General features: G+C 69.8%; 14 protein-coding genes and 1 pseudogene. 9 read left to right on the plus strand and 6 right to left on the minus strand.

What is annotated here, in order from left to right; genetic code table 11:
* Positions 1-48: 48 nt before the first annotated feature.
* The 3 genes from ACX9TP_RS10280 to ACX9TP_RS10290 form a co-directional block, all read right to left on the minus strand.
* Complete coding sequence (locus ACX9TP_RS10280) at positions 49-561, minus strand: hypothetical protein (protein ID WP_482979547.1); 513 nt, start codon at positions 559-561, stop codon at positions 49-51.
* 195 nt (positions 562-756) lie between these two features.
* Entirely contained in the window at positions 757-2199 is a 1443-nt protein-coding gene (locus tag ACX9TP_RS10285) for a serine/threonine protein kinase (RefSeq protein WP_482979548.1), read from the minus strand.
* A gap of 197 nt (positions 2200-2396) precedes the next feature.
* Entirely contained in the window at positions 2397-3125 is a 729-nt protein-coding gene (locus tag ACX9TP_RS10290) for a glutathione S-transferase family protein (protein ID WP_482979549.1), read from the minus strand.
* Between the two features lie 122 nt (positions 3126-3247).
* Here ACX9TP_RS10290 and ACX9TP_RS10295 point away from each other — a divergent pair, with 122 nt between their 5' ends.
* Entirely contained in the window at positions 3248-4081 is an 834-nt protein-coding gene (locus tag ACX9TP_RS10295; protein WP_482979550.1) for a DNA alkylation repair protein, read from the plus strand.
* 96 nt (positions 4082-4177) lie between these two features.
* Here the strand turns inward: ACX9TP_RS10295 and ACX9TP_RS10300 are convergent, their stop codons facing one another.
* A complete protein-coding gene (locus tag ACX9TP_RS10300; RefSeq protein WP_482979551.1) occupies positions 4178-5554 on the minus strand; it encodes an alpha/beta fold hydrolase in 1377 nt (458 codons plus the stop codon).
* 112 nt (positions 5555-5666) lie between these two features.
* Here ACX9TP_RS10300 and ACX9TP_RS10305 point away from each other — a divergent pair, with 112 nt between their 5' ends.
* On the plus strand, positions 5667-6596 hold the full coding sequence (locus ACX9TP_RS10305) for an AraC family transcriptional regulator (protein ID WP_482979552.1): 930 nt from the start codon (positions 5667-5669) through the stop codon (positions 6594-6596).
* Positions 6597-6616: 20 nt separating this feature from the next.
* Here the strand turns inward: ACX9TP_RS10305 and ACX9TP_RS10310 are convergent, their stop codons facing one another.
* Positions 6617-7039, minus strand: coding sequence for a hypothetical protein (locus tag ACX9TP_RS10310; RefSeq protein ID WP_482979553.1), 423 nt, complete (start codon positions 7037-7039; stop codon positions 6617-6619).
* Between the two features lie 47 nt (positions 7040-7086).
* On the opposite strand from ACX9TP_RS10310, the gene ACX9TP_RS10315 reads away from it, so the two are divergent.
* The gene (locus ACX9TP_RS10315; RefSeq protein ID WP_482979554.1) at positions 7087-7776 is read left to right on the plus strand and encodes a MerR family transcriptional regulator; all 690 of its coding nucleotides are present in this window, start codon (positions 7087-7089) and stop codon (positions 7774-7776) included.
* A 100-nt stretch (positions 7777-7876) separates the two neighbouring features.
* Here ACX9TP_RS10315 and ACX9TP_RS10320 read toward each other — a convergent pair whose 3' ends face one another.
* Positions 7877-13993: an ATP-binding protein gene (locus tag ACX9TP_RS10320; RefSeq protein WP_482979555.1), complete on the minus strand. Its 6117-nt coding sequence runs from the start codon at positions 13991-13993 to the stop codon at positions 7877-7879.
* Positions 13994-14160: 167 nt separating this feature from the next.
* Here ACX9TP_RS10320 and ACX9TP_RS10325 point away from each other — a divergent pair, with 167 nt between their 5' ends.
* From ACX9TP_RS10325 to ACX9TP_RS10350, 6 genes and pseudogenes are all read left to right on the plus strand, one after another.
* Positions 14161-17208: an MYXO-CTERM sorting domain-containing protein gene (locus ACX9TP_RS10325; protein WP_482979556.1), complete on the plus strand. Its 3048-nt coding sequence runs from the start codon at positions 14161-14163 to the stop codon at positions 17206-17208.
* Positions 17209-17211: 3 nt separating this feature from the next.
* A complete protein-coding gene (locus ACX9TP_RS10330; RefSeq protein WP_482979557.1) occupies positions 17212-17442 on the plus strand; it encodes a hypothetical protein in 231 nt (76 codons plus the stop codon).
* 196 nt (positions 17443-17638) lie between these two features.
* Positions 17639-19927 carry a DnaJ-like cysteine-rich domain-containing protein gene (locus ACX9TP_RS10335; protein WP_482979558.1) on the plus strand — a complete coding sequence of 763 codons (2289 nt, stop codon included), beginning with the start codon at positions 17639-17641 and terminating at the stop codon, positions 19925-19927.
* A gap of 23 nt (positions 19928-19950) precedes the next feature.
* Positions 19951-20031 (plus strand): annotated as a pseudogene (locus ACX9TP_RS10340) (hypothetical protein); the annotation flags it as partial.
* 96 nt (positions 20032-20127) lie between these two features.
* Entirely contained in the window at positions 20128-20310 is a 183-nt protein-coding gene (locus ACX9TP_RS10345; RefSeq protein ID WP_482982374.1) for a PEGA domain-containing protein, read from the plus strand.
* 152 nt (positions 20311-20462) lie between these two features.
* Positions 20463-21629: a hypothetical protein gene (locus ACX9TP_RS10350; RefSeq protein ID WP_482979559.1), complete on the plus strand. Its 1167-nt coding sequence runs from the start codon at positions 20463-20465 to the stop codon at positions 21627-21629.
* The last annotated feature ends 29 nt before the right edge of the window (positions 21630-21658 follow it).

Raw genomic sequence — 21658 nt, forward strand, 5'->3', positions numbered from 1 at the left:
GTGGCTTCGGCCTGGCGGATGCCCGCCGAGCCATGGCGACGCAGGGTCCTACCGGGAACCGGCCTTCAGCGCTTCCTCGAGGACGGTCCGGGTGTCGTCCGCGACGGTCTTGTCGCCCTTGTGCATCTGGTATGTGAGCCAGCCCTTCCAGAGCGAGACGTTGCGCGGCCTGGTGTCGTTGGTGCCGGCCTTCTTGTTGTCGGGGGGCTCGGTGTCGCTGGCCCCGTACATGCCTCCTTTTTGAGCCATCTCCTCGAGGAGGTTCCACGTGAACTGACACGCCACGCCGGTGACCTTCTTGGCGATGGCCTTCTTGTGCTCGGGACGCTCGCACATGGTCGCGAGGCCACGAAGCACCTCTTTGCAGGAGTCCTCGTAGCCCACGCCGTCCCAGTCCTTGGGATTGAACACGTTGAAGTTGGTCTTGACCTTGAGCCTGGTACCACACGCGGTGTTGGCTTCCTTCAGCGTGCTGGAGATCGACTTCTCGAAGGAGCTCTTGGCCTCCTTCTGAAAGGGCTTGAGCTCCTCGGCGCGCGCGGACGTGGACAGCAGGACCATGGTGGCGAATACGTGATGCAAACGCATGAAGGGCTTCCTTCCGAGTTGTGGACCGCGAGGATACTGCGCCCAGTCGTCCGGCCCCGCATGATTGAGCCAATCGCCGAGATGGGCTCTCTCCCCATTGCTGTTGCGGGCGCGAAGGCTCTGTCTCCGTACCGGCCGGGAGCACACGTCGCGCGCTGGAGCAGTTGGCTATGGACCGGCGTCTTGCTCTGCGGGGCCCGAGGTGGAAGGGCGTTGCCGAATCATGACGGGGATGTAACACGCACCTTGGTACTCAACGCCGCCCAGATAATCATCACAGTCCTTCACGTCTGCGGGCAGCTTCGTCCAACAACCGCCGTTGATGGCGACCTGCACCGTGCCGGGACAGCGGCCCTTGCCGTCCGGGCGCCGCTGCCCTGAAAAGGGTTTCGGTGGCACGTCGACCGCGATGGATGCCCATACGGAGGGGACTCGCTCGGGCGCCACCGGCGCCGTCAGCACGGAGTCCCCGACGGCCACGGTGCCGCCATCCTTCGACTCTTCCTGCTCCGCGAGGTGGGATGCCTCGTGTCCCCCAGAGCGACTCATGCTCTGTCCGCCCCCGACGCTCAGCGCCAGCGCGCCTCCGAGGCCCGCGGCCGCGAACCAGGGCCACCGCCGCATGCGCGGAGGGGGCTGCACCGTGACGCGCTGGAGGCCGGGAAAGAGGCCCGCGGGTCGCCGCTCTTCTCCGGTAAAGAGCGGCACGTCCGCCTCGCTTCCCGCGCTGCGCGCCGCCTGCTCCAGCGCATCCGCCACCTCCCGCGCGCTACCGCGCTCCTCGGGGCGGGTCGAGAGCATCCGCGACACCAGCGCGCTCAGCTCCGGGAGGCAGCGGGGATTGCAGACTCGCGCCGTCCAGCGCCCCAGCTCCTTGGGACGCCAGAGCCAGTCATCCTCATGCCGCGGGTGCGCTGACGGCGGGTACTTCTCTGTAATAAGTCGATAGGCCGTGACACCCAGGGCGAAGACGTCATCCGCGGGCCCCGGGGGATATGCGACCGCCGGGAGCTCGCGGGAGCCGAAGACGAAGCGCCACGCCTCCGGCGAGCGGTAGGGCGTCGTGCCGGGAGGAAAGAGATGCGAGGTCAGCGTGGCGGCCCCCACGAAGTGTCCGGAGTCGAAGTCCAGGAGGAAGGGCTGCGCGTCTGCGGGCCGGACTCGGACATTGTCACCTTTCACATCACGGTGGAGACCTCCGGCCGAATGGGTGGCGTCCAGGGCTCGGGCCAGCCGGGCCAGAAGCTGCAGCACCTGCCGTGAAGACGGGCGCTGTGCCTGGGCCCAGTCATAGAGCGGTGCGCCCTCGATCCAGTCCATGACGAGCCAGGGGTAGGACATGCCCTCCTGAGGCTGCCAGTGGCCCCTGTCAATCAGGCGGGGGACGGCGGGGTGATGGATGCGGGAGAGCAACTCGGCCTCCCGCGCGAAGCGCGCATCCCCAGGGTGCAGGGCCAGCTTGAGGGCCACGGGTAAGGAGGACTGCGACTCGGCGAGCTCGGCGCGGTAGACGAGGCCGTAGGTGCCCTGGCCGCACTGCTCCAGCAGGCGCCACGGGCCGATTCGCCTCTCGCGGGGAGGGCTTGCCGGAATGAAGTCGTCAGACGCCATGAGGCTCCTCGTGAAGCGGGCCGCGCCGCACACGGGGAGACTACTCGCGAGGTAGTCGGACTCCAATGCCATCCGGCAGGTTGACGACGGCTCTCCACACCGGATTGACGTGGAGTGCGTGGGGCTGGCGCACGACTCCGCGCGGGTGCGCTGCGAAAGTTGCGAGGTCACCCGTCAGGAGCAGGTGCCACGCTCCCTCACAGCCGGAGCTGCGGGAGCGAGGGCCCCTGGGGATACCAGCGCTCGAGGATGCGCGCGTGGTAGGCGCGCAGTTGTGGATGGGCCGAGACGAAGTCGTGCGCGGGAGAGGGGACGGGGACGCAGAGGAAGCCATCCACGAAGGCGAAGGCCGTGGCGTCGATGGATGAGGGCTGTTCGCCCATCAGGAAGGACTGTGCGCCGAGCTGCTTCGCCACCGCCTCCATGTCCGCGAGCCCCATGGCGTACACCTCGGCGGCGGTGTGCCGCCCCGTGCCCTGCGCGCGCAGGGCCTTGCGCATGCCTCGCCGGATGAGGCTGGGAACGACCTCGCGCGCCACGGGCGGCATGAGCGCGCGGAAGGCGTGGCGGTAGACGGCCCAGCCCTCCGCGCACTCCCACCGCTCGAAGGCGAGACAGAAGTACGTGGCCTCCTCCAGCATGCGCCGGAGCGCGCGCCCCGCGACCCGCTGTTCCGGTGTGAGCCACGTGTCGAGCGTGACGCCGTGCCGGGCGGTGAGGTGCTCGATGATGAGCTGCGAGTCTCCGAGCGACTGTCCATCCTCGAGCTTCACGTAGGGCACCTTCCCCTTGGGCGAGCGGACCGGGTCGGCGGCGCGCGTTTCGAAGGTCAGGCCCGTCATGCGCAGCCACGTCTCGAGCTTGGTGCAGAAGGGGCTGATGCTGGGCATGCCCCAGACACCGGGCAGGGAGTAGAACGTGAGCATGAGGCGCTCGTTAGCCCGGGGCACGTGTGGGGGCAAGCGGGCCGCGCTCCTCGACCGCAAGCGCCCGTCGTGCCACCGTTCCGTCGCCTGCCCCCACTCATCGTCCGCCGAGGTGTTCCCCCATGCCGAAACCGATGACGCTTTCCCAGGTGATGAAGCAACTCGAGAGCCAGGGCGACGAGAAGCTGCGCCAGCGCTACATGCGCGACGGAGCGGGCGACAACGTTTTCGGCGTGCTGCTCGGCAAGATTCGGGGCCTCGCGGCGGCGCTTGGGACGAACCACGGGCTCGGCCTGGAGCTGTGGGCGACCGGCAACCATGAGGCGCGCGTCCTCGCGTGCATGTTGTTAGACCCCTCGGCGCTCACCGAGAAGGAGGCGCGCGGGCTCCTCGAGCCGCTCTCGAATCCGGGCCTGGTCGACGAGCTCGTCGGACGCGTGCTCGTGCAGGCGCCCATCGCCCAGGCGCTGCAGGTGCGGTGGATGGACGGCAGCGCGGAGCTTCCTCGCCGCGCCGGATGGAAGCTCCTCGCCGGGCGCATCGCGCGCGGGCTCGCGAAGGAACTCGACGTCGACGCGACGCTCGCGCGCATCGAGCGGGAGCTGCCGGACGCACCGTACCGGGTGAAGGAGGGCATCAACTTCTGCCTGGTCTGGATTGGCCTCCACCTGCCCGTGCACACCGCGGAGGTCATCGCCATCGGCGAGCGCCTCGGCCGGTGGGACCCGCGACCCATCCCGAAGGGCTGCACGTCGACCTACGCGCCGGAGTGGATTGCCGCGGCGCTCGCGCTGCGCAAAGGCGAGAAGACCGAGGCCCGAAAGGCGATGGAGGCGGGCGCGAAGGCGAAGACGACGCGCAAGGAAGGGAAGTCGGCACCCTCGAAGGCGAAGGCCGCTCCGGCCAGGAGCAAGAGCGCCGGAAAGAAGCCAGCCACCAGGAAGCGGGCGCGCTGACGCCGGCCCGGTCGGAGCAATGTCCGGCACCAGGGGCTGACGTGAGGTGTGTCGTCACGAGACAGCCCCTGAGAGTGGCCGGCCAGCGGGTACTGGTTAGCGCCCGATTCCTCCCATTCGAACACCCGAACCGGCGGACGACATGAACGCGCGGATTTCAGCAACGACTGTGTCCGCGGTGTCCTCGAAGAAGAAGTGACTCGCGTCGGGGAACTCGACGGTTCTGTGGTTGGGCAGGGCCTGCTCCCATCGCTCACGGTCGCCCTGGGGAAAGCCGGGGTCCTTCAGTGCCCAGAAGATGAGGGCGGGTTTGTCTTCGAGGGTGGGGAGGCCGGCTTCCAGCTCCGCGAACCAGTCGTCCGCGGCGGTGATCTGCCCCGGATAGAAGGCGGCAATCCCGCGACGATTCAACGGCTGGAACGGCCGCACGTAGACGTCCGCCACCTCGGGAGGCAGCTCGCGGACGATGCTGTCCTTCAGGGCGAACGTGGCAATCCCGTTGAAGTTGACCTGCACGAACTCACCCACGGGCCCGCCGGCGATGACCGACCAGATGCCGCGGGGCTCGCTCGTGCGCGTCCTCCAGGCCCAGGTGCTCCCCAGGATGATTCGCCGCACGAGCTCGGGACGGCGCTCCGCGAAGGCAATGCCGATGGGGCCGCCCCAGTCCTGCATGACCAGCGTCACGCCACGAAGCCCGAGCTGGTCGACGAACTCCTCGAGGACGCGGCTCTCCTCGCGAGGCGTGAAGCCGAACCCATCCGGCGCCTGGGACAGGCCGAAGCCGGGGTAGTCGAGGGCGATGCAGCGGTATGAGCCGCGAAGCCCACGAATCAAGTCCCTCCACTGGAACGACCAGGAGGGGTTGCCGTGCAGGAAGAGCAGCGTCTCGCCCTGGCCTTCGTCCACGTAGTGGATGCGCGCGCCGCTCGGGAGGTCGATGAACCTGTGCTCCACCTCGAACATCGAGCCCGGGATGTCGGCGGCGGTGGGCGGTGCGGCGCGCTCGCTTGCCAGTGCCGCGACGACGCCAGCGGCTTCGAGCGTCCCGAGAAGCACGATGGCGGCCATTCCGAGACGCGAGCGGCGCGGCCGCTCGAAGGAGCGGGGGACGAACCACGCCACGGCGGCGACAACGGCGAGGATGGCGGGAAGCCCCGCGACGGCGAGCCCGCGAGGGCCCAGGAAGGCCATCCCCAGGAGCAGGACCAGTGCGAGCCCGAGGCCCGCCGCCGCCAACGCAAGCCGTGGTCGCCCCGTACGTCCGGCAAGAGCGCGATACAGGAAGGCCGCGCCCACCGTGATGAGCACGCACGCGGGCGTGACGACGGCATACCGGAGCTCGGGGAAGAAGGTGAGCCCCCGGGTGCGAGGCACCACCGCGACGGCGAGCGTCGCGAGCAGCACGATGGGCACGGACGCGGCCCACCCCGAACCGAGCGTGCGAAGGGCCTTCGGAGTTGCTGATTCCATGGTGTGACCTCCTCCGTTTCGCGAAGTACCGTAGGTCCGAGCCGGAGGACTGTCAGTGCCTGGGAAGCCAGAAGAAGTATCCAATCGTCCAAACCTGAAGGCGCTCGCGGGAGTGGACCCGTTCAGTGACGTGTTCACCGCGATGCGCGTCAGGAGCGCGCTGTATTGCCGGATGGAGGCGACCGCTCCGTGGGGCGTGAAGTTCCCCGGCTCGCCGCATGCGAAGTTCGGGCTGGTGACACGCGGGAGCTGCTGGCTGGAAGTCGCCGGGGAGCCGGGCCCCATCCCGCTGCGCGGCGGTGATTGCTACGTCGTCGCGCCCGACGTCGGCATCGCGGTGCGCGACGCGCTCCGCACCCGCCCCGTCGATGGGGAGGCGCTCATCCGGAAGAAGGTCGGCGACCTGCTCCACCTGGGAGGCGGTGGCGCGCCCACCCACGTCATCACCGGCCTGTTCGAGTTCGACGCGTGGAGCGGCAAGCCGGTCTTCGAGATGCTGCCGCCCGTCCTGTGCGTGCGCGGCGATGAAGCCCAGGCCAGCGCGCTGGGAGCGACGCTCAACCTCCTGGCGCTCGAGACCGCGACGCCCACGATTGGCTCCCCGGTCGTCATCAGCCGGCTGGCGGAAATCCTGTTCGTGCAGACGATTCGCGCGCACTACGCGTCGGGCAGGGCGGGAGCGCGGGGCTGGCTGGCGGCGCTCGGGAGTGGACCGCTCGGCGCCGCGCTGCGCGCGATGCACCATTCGCCCGCACACCCCTGGACGGTCGACGCGCTCGCCAGCGTGGCGGGCATGTCGCGTTCGGCCTTCGCCCTGCGCTTCAAGGCGCAGGTCGGAGAGACGCCGCTCGAGTACCTGACACGCTGGCGGATGTACAAGGCGGGGTGTCTGTTGCGCGACGGGGACGCCGGGCTCGCGGAAATCGCCGACGCCGTCGGGTACGAGTCACCCGGCGCCTTCAACCGGGCCTTCCAGCGCGTCCACGCGCAGACTCCGGGCGAGTTCAGGCGTCGCACCCGTCAGGGTGCCGTGGCGGGCTAGCGAGGGCCAGCACGGGCGGCTCACACGGCCGAGAGGCCCGCGAGCAGCAGCCCCATGCCCGCCGCCAGCAGCCCGAGCGTGAGCGCGCCCACGCCCACCCAGAGCAGGGCCATGAGCCGGTTGGGACGCTGCGGGTCCTTCCCGAGGACGGAGAGGAAGAACCCCGCCGGCATCAGCAGCGCGGACACCGGTACGCCGTAGCGCGCGACCACGTCGAAGGCGAACGGCAGCCTCGCGGCGTCGATGACCGCGAGGATGGCGATGCTGAGCACCAGCAGCACGGCCGCATGGGCGTGCCCCGCGCGGAAGAAGTTCTTCTGCAGCGTGTTCGCGGGGACAATGCCCCGTCCGACGCGGGTGAGGAACCAGCCCCCTGACTCCACCGTGATGAGCGACAGGAGGAGGGTGCCGATGAGGATGAGGGTGTGAGGTTGGATACTCATGGTATCCAATGGTAGATAGTTCAGCTATCCAGTGCAAGGAAATCCGCATGCGCATCTCCGAGCTCGTGGAGCGGACAGGCGTTCCGCTCGCGACCATCAAGTACTACCTGCGCGAGGGGCTGCTGCCGGCCGGTGAGGCGACCGCCGCGACGCGGGCCGAATACGGCGAGGCCCATGTGCGGCGCATCGCCGTGATTCGCGCGCTCACCGAGACGGTGGGCCTCAGCGTGCAGAAGGCCCGCGAGGTGCTCCGGCTCATCGACGAGCCCCGGGACTCCCTCTTCGATACCTTCGGCCAGGCCATCGAGGCCCTTCCGCCGGAGGTGACGCCGGATGCCACGGCCGACTACCCGCGCGCCCGCGCCGTGCTGGAGAAGCTCGGCCAGCTCTATGAGCCCCGCTTCGCCGCGGTCGCCCAGCTCGAGCGCGCGCTCGCCGCCGCCGAGGCCGCCGGCATCCCCCTCGACGACGCGCGACTCGCCGTCTACGGGCCGCACATCCGCGCCATCGCCGAGTTCGACGTCGGCCGCATCCCCCAGGACGATGCCGCGGCCGCCGTCGAGTACGCCGTGCTCGGCACCGCGGTCCACGAGCCCGTGCTCGTCGCGCTCCGCCGCCTCGCGCATCAGGACGTCGCGGCCCGGCGGTATGGCCCTGTTCCGGCCGCGACTCCGCCCACGTCGGGGAAGGCCGCGCGCAAGGCCCCCCGTGCGCGGACCCGGCCCAAGGGGAGCTGAAGAGGAGCGGGCGGCCGGAGCGGGCTCGGTCGCCCCGCCAGTCCGCGGGTCCGCGACGGGCGGGGGACCGAGGTGGCTCCCAGCCCTGGAGGCCCGAGGCTCAGCCCCCAGGCCGTCCAGGGGACGGCGTAGGGCCCGCCCCGCGCGCCGGGCCGGAGAAGCTCCGCGGGAGCACCACCGTGAAGGTGGCCCCTCCGCCCTCCGTCCTCGTCAGGTGGATGCCTCCTCCGTGTGCCTCCGCGATGTGGCGCGCCATCCACAGGCCCAGTCCGAAGCCCCCGTAGTTCCGGGTGGGAGCGGCGCGCTCGAAGCGGCTGAAGATGCGCTCCACGTCGTCGGGCGCGACACCGCCGCCATGGTCCACGATGCGAATCGAAGCGCTGTCCGCGTCCCCGGCCACGGAGACTTCCACGGGCCCGCCCATCCCGAACTTGAGGGCGTTGTCGAGCAGGGGCTCCACCAGCTGGCGCAGCCGCGCGCGGTCATAGGTGCCCACGACTGGCGCGCTCGCGCTCCACGTGAGGGTGCCGCCCATGCGCGCGGCCTTCTCTCGCGTCGCCTCGACGATGGCGCCCACCACCGTGGAGAGGTCGACTTCCTCCGGGGCGAGCTCCAGGCGGCCCGAGACGAGCTCCGCCACGTCGACGAGCTGCTCCACCTGGCGCGTCAGGCGGTAGAGGTGTCGCTCCGCGGCCTGGGCCCTGGTGCCCGCTTCCTCGGGAGAGAGCGCGGCGCGCTCCCCGGGGGTGACGCCGCGAATCAGCGACCGGACACTCAGGGCCAGCGCGCTCAGGGGCGTGCGCAGCTCGTGGCTCACCACGTTGAGCCACTCGTCGCGCGCCTTCACCGTCGCGCGGAGGTGCTCCTCGGCATGCTCATGTCGCGCCACGTCCCGGCGCACGCGCGCCATCTCCAGCTGGGTCCGGACACGGGCGAGCAGCTCCCGCGCGGAGAAGGGCTTCACCAGGTAGTCGTCCGCGCCGCTGTGCAGCCCCTCCACCGTGGACTCATCGCCCGCTCGGGCGGACAGGAGGATGATGGGGATGGCCCGCGTGCGCTCGTCGGCGCGCAGGGCCTGCACCAGTCCGAAGCCGTCCAGGCCCGGCATCATCACATCGGAGAGGATGAGGTCCGGCGGGTGGGCGCGGGCCTCGTCGAGGGCCTTGTTCCCGTCCGCCGCCGTCTGGACGTTGGAGAAGAAGCGCCGAAGCAACCCGGAGACGTAGGTGCGCAGGTCCGCGTTGTCGTCCACGAGGAGGATGCGGGAGCTCGCGTACTCCGGCGGCACCTCGAGCGCGTCGTCGGGTGCTCCGGGGATGGTGGCGTCCTCCGCTTCCCCGTCGCCCGCGGACCAGCGCCGGGCCTCCTCGACGAAGGGCTCGGCGCTGGCCGCTGAGGCGCGCGTCCTGAGCGTCTGCTGGATGCGCTCCGGGGGCAGGTGCGCCGAGCTTCGCGGCAGGCGCACGGTGAAGGTGGTGCCCTCACCCAACCTGCTCGTCACCGCGACGCTGCCGCCATGCAGCTTCACCAGCTCCTGCACCAGGGCGAGGCCGATGCCCGTCCCCTCGTGGCTGCGTCCCTCGGTGGCGCGGACGCGATAGAAGCGCTCGAAGACGCGCGGCAGCTCTTCCTCGGGGATGCCTACGCCGGTGTCCTGGACGGTGAGGACGGCCTGCGCGTCGGCCCATTCCAGACGGACACGGACTTCACCCCGGTGGGTGTACTTCACGGCATTCGAGATCAGGTTCAGGACAACCTTCTCCCACATGTCCGGGTCGACGTAGATGGGCTCGGGCAGCGGAGGGCAGTCCACCACCAGCCTCAAGCCCGCGCTCGCCGCGGCGGACTCGAAGGCGCTGGCCAGGTTGCTCGTGATGCGTGAGAGGTCCGTCGGTGCGAAGGTCGCCTGGGCCCGTCCCGCCTCCATGCGCGAGAAGTCGAGGAGGGTGTTGACCATCTTGTAGAGCCGCAGGGCATTGCGGCGGACCAGGTCGAGCTGCGCCCCCTCCAGGGCCTTCCGCGTCCCGGACAGCGCGTCCTCGATGGGGCCGAGAATCAGCGTCAGCGGCGTGCGGAACTCGTGGCTCACGTTGCTGAAGAACGCCGTCTTGGCCTGGTCGAGCAGGGCGAGCTCCTCCGCCCGCTTCTTCTCCTGCTCATACGCGCGGGCGCTGGAGATGCTGGCGGCGAGCTGCCGCGCCAGGAGCTGCAGGAAGCCGCGGTACTCGTCGTCGAGCGCGCGGAGCGGACTGAGCCCGACGACGAGCACGCCCGTCGTCTCCGCATCCGCGCCCATCGCCACTGGAAGCACGAGGGCCCGCGTCGCGGGCTCCGGCCAGGGCCCGCCCGGAAGGGGACCGAACCTCGCGGGAAGGTCTTCGAGCAGCACCTCCTGCCCCGTGCGAGCCACGTCCTGGAGCGGCCAGGACGTCGTGTCGCCGAGCAGCGGCGCGGTGGGGGCGGCGAGGGACCCCTGGGGCAGGCCGGCACGGCTGACCAGGTGCGCCCTGTCGGCCTTGACGGCGTAGAGGAGCGCGAAGGGCACGTCGTTGCCGGCCTGCGCGAGGACGGCATCCAGCGAGCGGTAGATGTCCTCGACCTTCTTGTCGAGGGCCGTCCGGATGGACAGCTCCCGGAGGATGGCGAGCTGCCGGTCTCCGACCACCTGGCGTGTCGTCTCGCTCGCGATGGCGAAGAGGCCCGCGATTTCCCCCGCCTCTCCGATGGTCGGGTTGTAGGACCAGGTGAAGTAGGCCTCTTCCCTCAAGCCGCCGGGCCGCCGCGCGAAGTTGACGTTCCCGTTCTCGATGAACAGGGGCTCGCCCGTCTCGTGGACGCGCTTCATCAAGGGGCCCAGGAGGGTCCATTCCTCGGCGAGCGCCTCGTTCCCGCGCGCGCCCATCGTCTGCGGGTGCTTCGCGCCCAGGATGGGCCGGAACGGGTCGTTGTACAGCATGATGAGCTCCGGCCCCCAGAAGAGGATGATGGGGTAGGGGGAGCGGAGCATCGTGCTGACGGACGTGCGCAGCGACTGCGGCCAGCGCTCGACCGGACCCAGCGCGTTCTGGGACCAGTCGAGGGAGCGCATCAGGGCGCCCATCTCGCCGCCGGCCTGGAGGAAGCTCTCCTCGGCGCCCGGCCGTGTCGGCGGCAGGGGCACCGGGGAAGGCGCGAGCACCGCCGCGGGCGTGACGGCCTTCACCTGCGGTTCGAGCGGAAGCAGGAAGGAGAAGGTGCTGCCGGCACCGGGGGCACTCTCCAGCTGGATATGTCCGCCATGGCCCTCCACGATGCCCTTGGCGATGGACAGGCCCAGGCCGTGGCCCTCGCGCCGCTTCTGGGCCGCGTGCCAGTAGCGGTCGAAGATGTGGGGTTGCGCCTCGGGAGGGACTCCAGGGCCGGTGTCCGAGACGCTGAAGCGCACGCCCCCGGCGTCCTGCCCGGGCTCCGCGCGCACCCGCACGGTGCCGCCGCGGGGCGTGAACTTGACCGCATTGGAGAGGAGGTTGCCGAGGACCTGGAGGATGCGCTCCCTGTCGCATGGCACGGGCGGGAGGTTGGCGGCGAGGTCCATCTGGAGCGTGACGCCCTTCTCCGCCGCCTGCGGCTCGAAAGTCTCTCGGACGTCGCGCAGCAGCTCCTCCGCCGTGTGGGGCCGGGGCTCGAGGGAGAGGCTGCCGGAGTCGATGCTCGCCAGGTCGAGCAGGTCCCCCACGAGCCGGTTCATGCGGCCCACGGAGCGGCGGATGGACTCCGTCTGCTTGCGCCGGTGGGCATCGCGCTCGTCCTGGCCCAGGGAGCGCTGGATGATTTCCGCGGCCACGCTGATGCTGCTCAGGGGCGAGCGCAGGTCGTGGCTGACGATGGCCAGCGTCTCTTCGCGTGAGCGGGTGGCGCGCTCGGCTTCGGTGAGGAGCCGGCTGGCTTCCTCGGCGTGGACGCGCTCGTTCTGGACGGCCTGCCGGCGCAGGTGGGAGACCGTGAGCTGCGCGTTGATGCGAGCCAGGAGCTCGTTCGCGGAGAAGGGCTTGACGAGGTACTCGTCGGCGCCGCTCTTCAGGCCCTCGATGGTGGCCTCTTCCCCCGCGCGGGCGGAGAGCAGCACCACGGGGATGGTCCGCGTGCGCGGGTCCGCGCGCAGCAGGCGGGCCAGCTCGAGGCCATTCATGCCCGGCATCATCACGTCGGACAGGACGAGGTCCGGGGGGTGTGCCTGCGCCGTGGCGAGGGCCCGCGCGCCGTCGCCCACCGCCTCCACCGTCCAGTGCGGCGACAGCAGGCGCGTGAGGTAGGTGCGCATGTCGGCGTTGTCGTCCGCCACCAGGATGCGCGCGCCCGCCTGGAGCGGGGACGGCGCCGCGGGCGCGGAGGACGGGGCGCCGGTGTCATTCCACTGGGAGACCTCGGCGAGGAACGCGTCGGGTCCAACCCCGGTGGGGGCGAGCGCTCGAGCCTCGCCGAGCTGCTCCCGGGGCAGGTGCGCGGCGCCGGTCGGGAGGCTCACGGTGAAGGTGGTTCCCTTCCCGAGGACGCTCTTCACCGACACCTCCCCGCCGTGCAGGTTCACCAGCTCCCGCACCAGGGCGAGGCCGATGCCGGTGCCCTCGTGACTCCGCCCGCGCGCGCCCTCCACCCGGTGGAAGCGCTCGAAGATACGCGCCAGCTCCTGCTCGGGAATGCCCGTGCCCGTATCCTGGACGGTGAGCTCCACGCGCTCGCCCAGCCACTTCAGCGAGACACGGACTTCCCCCTGGAAGGTGAACTTGAAGGCGTTGGAGAGGAGGTTGAGGACAATCTTCTCCCACATCGCCGGGTCGACATGGACGGCCTCCGGCAGGGCGGGGCACTCCACCACCAGCTCGAGGTCCGCGGTCCCCATCGCCGAGTCGAAGGTGCTCGCGAGGTCCCGGGTGAGCGCGGCCAGGTCCGTGGGGACGAAGGAGGCCCTGGCACGCCCCGCCTCGAAGCGGGCGAAGTCCAGCAGCGTGTTGACGAGCTTCTGGAGCCGGAGGCCGCTGCGGCGCACCAGTTGCTGGCGCTCGCGCTGCCCGGGCGGGAGCGGCTCCCGGGTGTCGGCCAGGCCGTCCTCGACGGGCCCCAGCATCAGGGTGAGGGGCGTGCGGAACTCGTGACTGACGTTGCTGAAGAAGGCCGTCTTGGCGCGGTCGAGCTCGGCGAGGGCCTCGGACCGTTTCCTCTCTTCCTCGTAGGCGCGGGCGTTGCTGACGGCCGTGGCGAGGTGGTCCGCCACCAGGCCCAGGAACCCGCGGTAGTCATCGTCCAGCGGGCGGCGCGCGCTCAGGCCCGCGACGAGAAAGCCGTAGGGGTGCTCGGCCCCCGGACGGGAGATGGGCAGCACCCAGGCGGAGTGGGGAGACTCGGGCCAGGCGCCGCCGGGCAGCTCGCCGAAGCGGGTGCGCACGTCGGAGACGCGCTGGGCGCTCTGGCTTGCCATGACTTCGCGAAAGGGCCACGCGGAGCTGGCCGGGGCCGTGCTGGACCGCGTCCATCCCGCCGTCGCCGCCAGGGTGGGGCTCGCGCCCGTCTCATCCAGCCGGTAGAGCAGGGCGAAGGGGAGGTCGAAGGCGTTGCCCTCCAGCGCCTGAGCGGCTTCCCGCCAGGCCTCCTCCTCCCGCTTCACCGCCCCCGCACGCGCCGCGAGGTCCCTCAACGTCCGCAGCCGCCGCTCTCCGAGGACGCGGTTGGTGGTCTCCGTCACGGTGACGAGGACGCCACCGACGCCCGCGCTCTCGTCACGGATGGGGCTGTAGGAGCAGATGAAGTAGCACTCCTCGGTGAACCCGTGACGCTCCAGGGGGAGCAGGAAGTCCGTCAGACCGACGGCCTTCCCCTGCATCACCCCTTCGAACATGGGCCCGATGATGTGCCAGATTTCCGCGAACGTCTCGCGCGTGCTCCGCCCCATGGCGGCGGGGTGCTTCGTCGAGCCCAGGATGGGGCGGTAGCCGTCGTTGTAGAGCTGGACGAAGTCCGGCCCCCACGCGATGTACATGGGGAAGCGCGACTCGAGCAGGATGCTCACGGCGGTGCGAAGGCTCTGGGGCCAGCCCTTCACCGCGCCGATGGCCGTCTTCGACCAGTCCGTGGCGCGGATGAGGGCGCCCATCTCCCCTCCGCCCGCGAGGACCTCGGCGGAGTCCTCGAAGGTGGAAGGCGTGCTCGTCGTGGCTTCGCGAGAATCCGTCGAGTGCTTCATCGAGTCCTTTGGCTACCACACGCCCTGTGGGGCCCAAGCCGGATGTGGATGAAGGTTGGGGCCTCAACGCCCGGTTCCCTGCCTGCTCGGACTCCCCGTCGAGCGGGAGGGCCATTCTTCTCGGGCCCTGAAGCTCGGTATCCTGGCGCGACTTCCTGGAGACTCACATGGCTTCCCCGCGCGCCGTATTCATGACGCTTCTCGCCTCTGGCTCCCTCGCGCTGGCAGCCACCTTGATGGCCTTCCAGGGGACGGGGGCCCAGGCCGCTCCCCAGCTCCAGGACGCGCAGCTCGCCGCCGCCTCGCAGGAGTTCGGCATCGACCTGCCGGTCCGTCTGCCCGCGCTGGACTCCCAGCTGGAGCCGGCCGTGGCCTTCGACGGCACGAACTACCTCGTCGTCTGGGCGGACCACCGGGAGGGCCTCCGCCGGGGCTCGTCGTCCGCCAGCACCCTGATGGGCGCGCGGGTGAGCCGGGACGGCCAGCTGCTCGACCTCTTCGGCTTCGAAATCACCAACACGCCCCACTACCACGCGGCTCCGGCGGTCGCCTTCGACGGCACGAACTTCCTGGTGGTGTGGGAGCGGCAGCTCACCCCATCTTCGGCGACGGACATCCATGCGACGCGCGTGTCGCCGGCCGGCAAGGTCCTCGACGCGGCGCCCACCGTCATCGCCTCCGCCAGCTTCAGCCAGGAGTCCCCCCGGGTCGCCTTCGACGGGACGAACTTCCTCGTCGTCTGGCTGGACTGGCGCAACGGCTCCTCCTCGGACGTGTACGGCGCCCGGGTGGGGCGTGACGGCAAGCGCATCGGGACGGACTTCCCCATCTCCACCGGCTTCCAGTCGGAGTATCTGCCGACCGTGGCCTTCGGCGGCTCGGAGTTCCTGGTGGTGTGGTCCGACTCGCGCGCCGGCACCGGCAACTCGGACCTGTACGGGACGCGCATCAGCACCGCCGGCACGGTGCTGGACCCGAGCGGCCTGCGCATCATCTCGGCCCCGGGCTCGCAGGGTGCCCCGGCGCTCGTGTCCGACGGCCTGCAGTACCTCCTGGCCTGGGAGGACAAGCGGGCCCAGCTCGCGGACGGCGGCACGGCGCCGAACCAGGTCTACATCGCGCGGCTCGCTCCAGACGGCATGGTGGTGAGCGGCTCCGAGCGGGCGCTCTCTCCAGGCGGGACGTACCAGGTGACGCCCGTGGTGGCGGCGGCGCGTGAGGGCTTCCTCGTCACCTGGCAGGACTACCGCGACTCCAGCCGCGTCCTGCCCGTGGTTCGCCTGGATGCCACGGGGGCGCAGGTCGCCGTCTCCGAGCTCTCCGTGGCGCCCGCCCCCTACATCGCGCCGTTCTCCGTCGCCTCGGACGGGGAGACCTTCCTGCTCGCCTGGGCCGAGGAGCAGACGACGGGCCGCTCGTGGGACGTGCTCGCCACGAAGGTGGGCGCGGCCGGCGAGCTGCCCGCGACGCCGGGCCTGCTGCTCTCGGTGGTGGCCAATGCGCAGACGCAGCCCACCGTGGCCTTCGACGGCGAGCGCTATGTCGTGGCCTGGGTGGACAACCGCAATGCCGCCGACTCGGGGCAGGACATCTACGCGGCGCGCGTCGGCGCGGACGGGGCGCTGCTGGACCTGGCGGGAGTCCCGGTGACGACGGGGCCCGACCACCAGACGTTGCCGCGCATCGCCTGCGAGGGCGGCCGGTGCCTGGTGGTGTGGGAAGACCCGCGCGATGCCGGCTTCACCTCGAACCGCGAGGTGTACGCCGCCCGGCTCACCTCGGATGGGGGCGTGCTGGAGGCGCGGGAGCTGCTCCTGACCCCCGCGCCCGCCGAGCGGCACAATCCGGCGGTGGCCTCGGATGGCCACCAGTACCAGGTCGTCTGGAATGAGTGGACGCCTGACGGCTTCAACATCCTGGGGATACGCGTCCCCTACGAGGGCGAGCCGGAGGGGCTGCCTCCGGTTCCCATCTGCACCGCCACGCACAACCAGGTCCGGCCGGCCATCGCCGCGTACGGAGGCCTCTCGCTCGTCGTCTGGAATGACAGCCGGAACAACAGCTTCGGGGACCTGTACGCGGCGCGCATCGACTCGGACGGCGGCGTGCTGGACCCGGATGGCCAGCCGCTGCTGCGGGCGTCGTGGAGCAAGTACACCCACGCCGTGAGCGCGTCCGAGGCCGGCTTCCTGGTGGCCTGGCAGGATGGCCGCAGCAGCTCCAGCCGGGACGACATCTACGGTACCCGGGTGCTCCTGGACGGAGGCCTGCCGGATGGCACCGGGCGCAGGCTGGCCATCGCGCCCGGCTACCAGTCCGAGCCGGCCCTCGCCTTCAACGGAACGCGCCACGTCGCCGTCTGGAAGGACACGCGGGACGACCTGACGACCGACACCCTGTCGGAGTCGCACCTGTACGGCCAGGTCATCCCCACGGGAGGCGGGGATGCGGACGGCGGCGGCTTCTCCGTGGCGCCTGGACCCTTCGTGCAGGACACGCCGGCGGTGGCCTCTGACGGCCAGCAGCGCGCGCTGGTGGTGTACGAGAGCAGGAATGCCTTTGGTGACACGCGGCTGCGCGCCCGGTGGGTAACCGACATGCTCGCGAATGGCCGCGCCTGCACCGTGGATGGCGAGTGCGCGAGTGGCTACTGCGTGGACGGCGTGTGCTGCAACACCGCGTGCGGTGGGGGCGTCTGCGAGGCGTGCTCGGTGGCGGAGGGGGCGCCCGTGGACGGGGTGTGCGCGCCGCTCGACGGCCGGAGCTGCGATGACGGCAACGCCTGCACCCGGGCTGACACGTGCACCGGGCGCACCTGCGGGGGCATGGCCTACCAGTGCAGTCCCGGGCAGTGCGAGAACGCCTCGAGCTGCGATGGCCAGGGTGGATGCCTCGTGGTGCCCCGGCCGAATGGCAGCGCGTGCAGCGATGGCGATGCGTGCACCACGCCGGACTCGTGCCAGGCCGGCACCTGCGTGGGGGCCGAGTCCGACGTGTGCCAGCCGGACGCGGGGACGGAGCCGGACGCGGGGACGGAGCAGGACGCGGGCACGGACCCGGTGAGGGACGCGGGGACGGAGCCTGCTCGGGACGCGGGCACGAGCCCGCCGCCGGATGAGTCGTCCGGCTGTGGTTGCGGTGCTACGTCGGGGGGCTTCGAGCTTGCTTTGGCGCTCGGGGCTCTCGCCCTCACGCGCCGACGCCGTCGCTCATAGCGCGTGGCGAGTCCCGGGGGCCGCCTGCTCGCCCTGCCGGTCTCGTCCGGCGGGCGGGTGGCCTTCGGTCAGTTGCGTGGCGGGACGGAAGTGCTCTGGCCGAAGTATCGGGATGTGGCGGGGGCTCCCCGGCACGTGGAGCTGGCCATCGCCCGGGGGCTCACGCCTCCCGGCTCGGCGCTCCGGGCGTGTCTTCAAATCGTCGCGCAGGTGACGTCCGTGGACCTGTTGTGAGCTGACCCCAGGCGGCTCGTATCTACCTCCCGGGAGTGATTGCCGGCCGGTGCTTTTCCGCCATCCCATGGTGTGCTCACGCCATTGGGATTGCTTTCGGGCAAGGCGTGGGGGAGGCCGCGCGATGCAAGCGGAGGAGATGGAACTGAGGGCCAGGGCCGCGGCCGTGCGGTGGGCCCGTTGGCGCATGGGCCCCATGAGCTTCCGTGACCTCCTCACCCGGGTCGACATGGAGACGCTGCGCTATGGGCGCCTCATCACGAGCTATGCGGTCCGCACGGGCGTCTGGGCGGAAGAGCCCTTCATCGGCGGAGCCAACACGCTCAACCGCCCGGTAGCGTTCGAATCACTGGACCTCTGGAGCGGGACGCCCGAGGAGCTGGCAGCGCGGACCTCTCACACGGTGGGTTGCGACAGTTGTGCTGGCAGTGGCCAGGTGACATGTCCCTCCTGCCAGGGCAGCTTGCGCGCGAATTGCTCGGGCTGCGGTGGCAGCGGGCGGCGGATGAGCAGGGCTCGCAAGAGCTATCGGATGGTCAATTGCTCGGAGTGCCGCGGCAACGGAACAAAGAAGTGCATTCGTTGCTCGAAAGGATGGGTGGGCTGTTCACCCTGCCGGAGCTCGGGCCGCATGCGCCGGTGGTTGGAGGTGACGACAGCGCAGCGTACCCAGGTGGGCATCTGGCCCGATGACCCGCGCCTTCGCGCCCATCCGGGCCTCGCGCGGGGCGCGCCGCAGGCCCGCCAGTGGCGGGGGGCTCGGACCCTGGAGACGCGGGAGCACGACGGACCGATTCCTCCCTCCCGCCTTGGACCGGAGGCCGAGGCGGCGGGCTTCCTTGCCGTACGTCCCTCCCTGGAGCCGGACCTGGAGCCCCTTCGGGCGCGTGTCATCTCCCAGACCCTCGAGGTGTTCGAGGCCCCATCCGCGACGGTCCACTACACGTTCGCTGGCAGGCCGGGCTTCATCAAGCTGCTGGGCAGTGACTTCCGCCCCACTCCGGCCCGCGACAGCCGTCCGTTCATCTACCGCTTCGCGGGGCTGGTGGCGGTGTTCTTCCTGAGCTTCTTCAGCGCCGTGTTCCTCGTGAGCGCATTCGTGACGCGCCATGACTTCTACGCGCGCCATCCTTCAGCGGGGCTCGTCGCACTGGCCTCGCTGGGGCTGGTCCCAGGCTTCTGGCTGATGGCCGCGAGCTGGCTGCGGCGGCGCAGGGCGGATGGCTCGAAGTCTCCGAGGCGGTGGCATGACAGACCAGGCCTCGGCATCGCGGGGCTTTGCGCCCTCACCGTCCTGGGCTGCTTCGTCTTCGTGAGACCTTCGGTCCAGGAACTGGGCCGGCTGACCGCGGCGGGTGAGCTCGACATGGCCGAAGTACATGCGAGCGCCCTGCTGGCGGAAGGAGATATATCCCCTGCATTCGTCGATGCCCGGAATGCATTCGTCCAGGCTCGCATTCGCGGGATGGAAAACCGCGACGCCGTCAGGCTCATCACCGACTACGCACGCACGAAGGTCGGCACGCAGCCCCTGGACGCGGAGCGCCAACGTCTGCGCGAGGCATGGGCCCTCGCGGCGCTCTCCCAGGGCTCGGAAGCCGAGGTCGAGCGGGAGTTGACGGCGCTAGCGGAGGAGGGGGCGCCAGCGGCCATCGTGAAGGAGCTTCGTGGGCGACTCGAAAACCTGCGACTCGAACAGGGCAAGACGCTGCTGGCCAAGGGGGCGGTGGAAGACGCGCTTCGAATGCTGCAGAGCATCCGGGAGCCAGGGCTCACCGCGGAACCTCTCGGACCGCTGCTGTCGCAGGCCTATCTTCGCCGCGCCCGGGGCTGCTCCGCACGCGCGCTCCACTGTCGGGCCCAGGCGCTCAAGCTCGCAGTGGAGGCGGACCCGAGCGAGGCGGCACGGGTGGAACTCGCGAGCTTTCGCTCTGGGGAAGTCGCTCGATTGAAGAGGGTGGCTCACGCCTCCGGGGCCCTGGGCCCCTCTCTGCGCGCCGTCCACGACGCAGAGGCGGAAGCGAGCGTATTGCTCTCCACATTCGACGGAGATGCCGAACTGGCCAAGACGCGAGGTGACCTGCTCCGGCGACGTGAGGACCTGCTGCGCAACCGACTGCCCCTGGGAGAGCCGGTCGAGGTCACGCAGGCCCTGCTGGGACCCTCGGGACTGGCGGAGAAACGCCCTGGCGTCTTCTCCGTGCGCGAGGCGCCCCCTGGCACGCTGGTCCACCTCTTCATGGGACAGGGCATGACGCGGGGAATCCATGTCACCGCCGTGGAGCACGGACGCGAAGCCCTGTCCACGGAGGCACTGCAACAGGTGGCGCGGCGCCTCACGGGACAGACGTTCGCTGCGAAAGACCTGGGACGCACCGGGAGCGGTGTGGCGCATGTCCAGGTTCGTCTGGGACCGCATTCCGCATTGCTGGGTTGGCAGAATGGCACGCTCGTCGAGGCGCTCATTGGAAAGGTGGAGCCATGAGACCGGGGAGGCGACTGCTGGTCATGGTGGCGGTTGTGCTGGGCGTCGCTGCCACCCGCGTCGCGTGGGCGCATCCGGGGCGGACGAATAGCGCGGGCTGTCACAACAACCGGCGCACGGGTGACTATCACTGTCATGGGGGTGGGGGCTATTCCGGAGGGTGGAATGAGCCGGCGGTACAACCCACTCGGCTCCAGGTCGTGGCCATTCCGCGCGCACGCGTCTGGATCAACGATACCTACGTGGGGCTGTCCCCGACTCGGCCCTTCAAGGTGGATGGGGGGCAGGTGAAGGTCAGGCTCGAGCATGCGGCGCTCGGTGTGCATGAGACGACGGCGAATGTCTCCGAGGGGAAGACGACGGAGCTGACGGTGAGGTGGTGAGGTGGCAGCCAACTCGCACCCGCCTGCACCGATGCTCTGACTGTCCGAGCTTGCGCTTCACATGAGCATCTAGAGCCGCCTGCTTGAGAAAGCGAAGCGTTTGGTGAAGAGCCCGCTTGTCGGGCTCATCTGATGGTCGACTAGGAGCAAAAATGCCGTCGTCGTCTCCCTTTATCGGTCTGACTGGGCTGGGCCTGGAGCCCACGCTAGATGATCTGGTCAGCGAACTGAGCCCGAGCGCATTGTCTGCACTCCTCAAGTCTCCCATGAAGTCTGTAAAGGCGGCTCGGCAACATGTCGCGGCGCTCGGCGATGCGGAGCGAAAAGCGCTTCTCGGCGTTGCTCAGCGACTTGTATCTGGTAGTCGTATCGACAAGGAGATCCTGGAAGAAATCGCGGAGTCTCATGCCGTTGTCTTCTCGAAATCGACCCCTTGCGATGTGATCGTGTTCCACCTGGTTGAGAAGCTGGGGCTCGCCAAGGTGGACCCCCTCATCGAGCGTGCGCTCAAGCCGGGCCTCATCGAGTTCTTCGGAACGTTCGGTGCTTACTCCGCTCCCAAACTCGACCTTGGAAAGGTGGACGCGAACACCTTTGGTACCGCCCTGGAAAAGCACCTGCAGTCGCAGCTTTCCGAGAACAAGAAGGAAGAGCGCAAGGTCAAGGTCCGCATCGAGCACCGCAATGAGCAGCTTCTCGTCGTCGTCTACTTCGAGCGCCCCAACAAGGACGGCCGGGAAATCACAGCGAAGAAACAGCTGAGACTTGCATCGTTCAAGCGAGGGGCCGGGTCGACGTACTTCCGGTTATCCCCCGACAAAGAGAGCACATTGCTAACCCTGCGCACGCCTACCCAGAAGCTCGCAAGTGGAATTCGGGGTGCTTTGGGCGCCGTGCTGTGGGGGAACTCGAATGCAATCCCTGACGCGGCTGCCCGTGCGTACAACTTGGAGGTCTTCAAGAATCCTGAATTCTCGATGCCGACGGTTCCCGTTCATGGATTCGAGGTCGTGGGCGTACGCTTGCAGCAGATAGAGGTCCTGGCCGCAACTGGAAATCTCCTCAGGGTGACCGCTACGTCCAGGGAACATGATGCCTTGACGGACTTCCGCAAGCTTTCCAAGGAGGCAAGGGCATTTACGAAGGAGGTGCAGGTACGAGCCGTCGATGTGCGTATCTCTTATCTTGGCGAGGGAAGCAGGATCAGGGTCGCAGGTGCCTTGCTCAGGCCCGATGCCATCCACATGCGAGAGGAGCACTTCCTGCTTGTGGACTCGCACCTACGGGCCTGGGGGGTAACCGGTGCTACAAGCGTCTGATCGCCTGCTGAGCATCGTCCTGGCAACCG

The organism is Pyxidicoccus sp. M15, assembly GCF_056858435.1.

What these genes read in the sequence shown, in the direction of transcription:
- ACX9TP_RS10320 (WP_482979555.1), bottom strand. Translation starts at nt 13,993, where the DNA reads ATGAAGCACTCGACGGATTCTCGCGAAGCCACGACGAGCACGCCTTCC.
- ACX9TP_RS10310 (WP_482979553.1), bottom strand. Translation starts at nt 7,039, where the DNA reads ATGAGTATCCAACCTCACACCCTCATCCTCATCGGCACCCTCCTCCTG.
- ACX9TP_RS10300 (WP_482979551.1), bottom strand. Translation starts at nt 5,554, where the DNA reads ATGGAATCAGCAACTCCGAAGGCCCTTCGCACGCTCGGTTCGGGGTGG.
- ACX9TP_RS10350 (WP_482979559.1), top strand. Translation starts at nt 20,463, where the DNA reads ATGCCGTCGTCGTCTCCCTTTATCGGTCTGACTGGGCTGGGCCTGGAG.
- ACX9TP_RS10285 (WP_482979548.1), bottom strand. Translation starts at nt 2,199, where the DNA reads ATGGCGTCTGACGACTTCATTCCGGCAAGCCCTCCCCGCGAGAGGCGA.
- ACX9TP_RS10280 (WP_482979547.1), bottom strand. Translation starts at nt 561, where the DNA reads ATGGTCCTGCTGTCCACGTCCGCGCGCGCCGAGGAGCTCAAGCCCTTT.
- ACX9TP_RS10315 (WP_482979554.1), top strand. Translation starts at nt 7,087, where the DNA reads ATGCGCATCTCCGAGCTCGTGGAGCGGACAGGCGTTCCGCTCGCGACC.
- ACX9TP_RS10325 (WP_482979556.1), top strand. Translation starts at nt 14,161, where the DNA reads ATGGCTTCCCCGCGCGCCGTATTCATGACGCTTCTCGCCTCTGGCTCC.
- ACX9TP_RS10290 (WP_482979549.1), bottom strand. Translation starts at nt 3,125, where the DNA reads ATGCTCACGTTCTACTCCCTGCCCGGTGTCTGGGGCATGCCCAGCATC.
- ACX9TP_RS10295 (WP_482979550.1), top strand. Translation starts at nt 3,248, where the DNA reads ATGCCGAAACCGATGACGCTTTCCCAGGTGATGAAGCAACTCGAGAGC.
- ACX9TP_RS10335 (WP_482979558.1), top strand. Translation starts at nt 17,639, where the DNA reads ATGAGCTTCCGTGACCTCCTCACCCGGGTCGACATGGAGACGCTGCGC.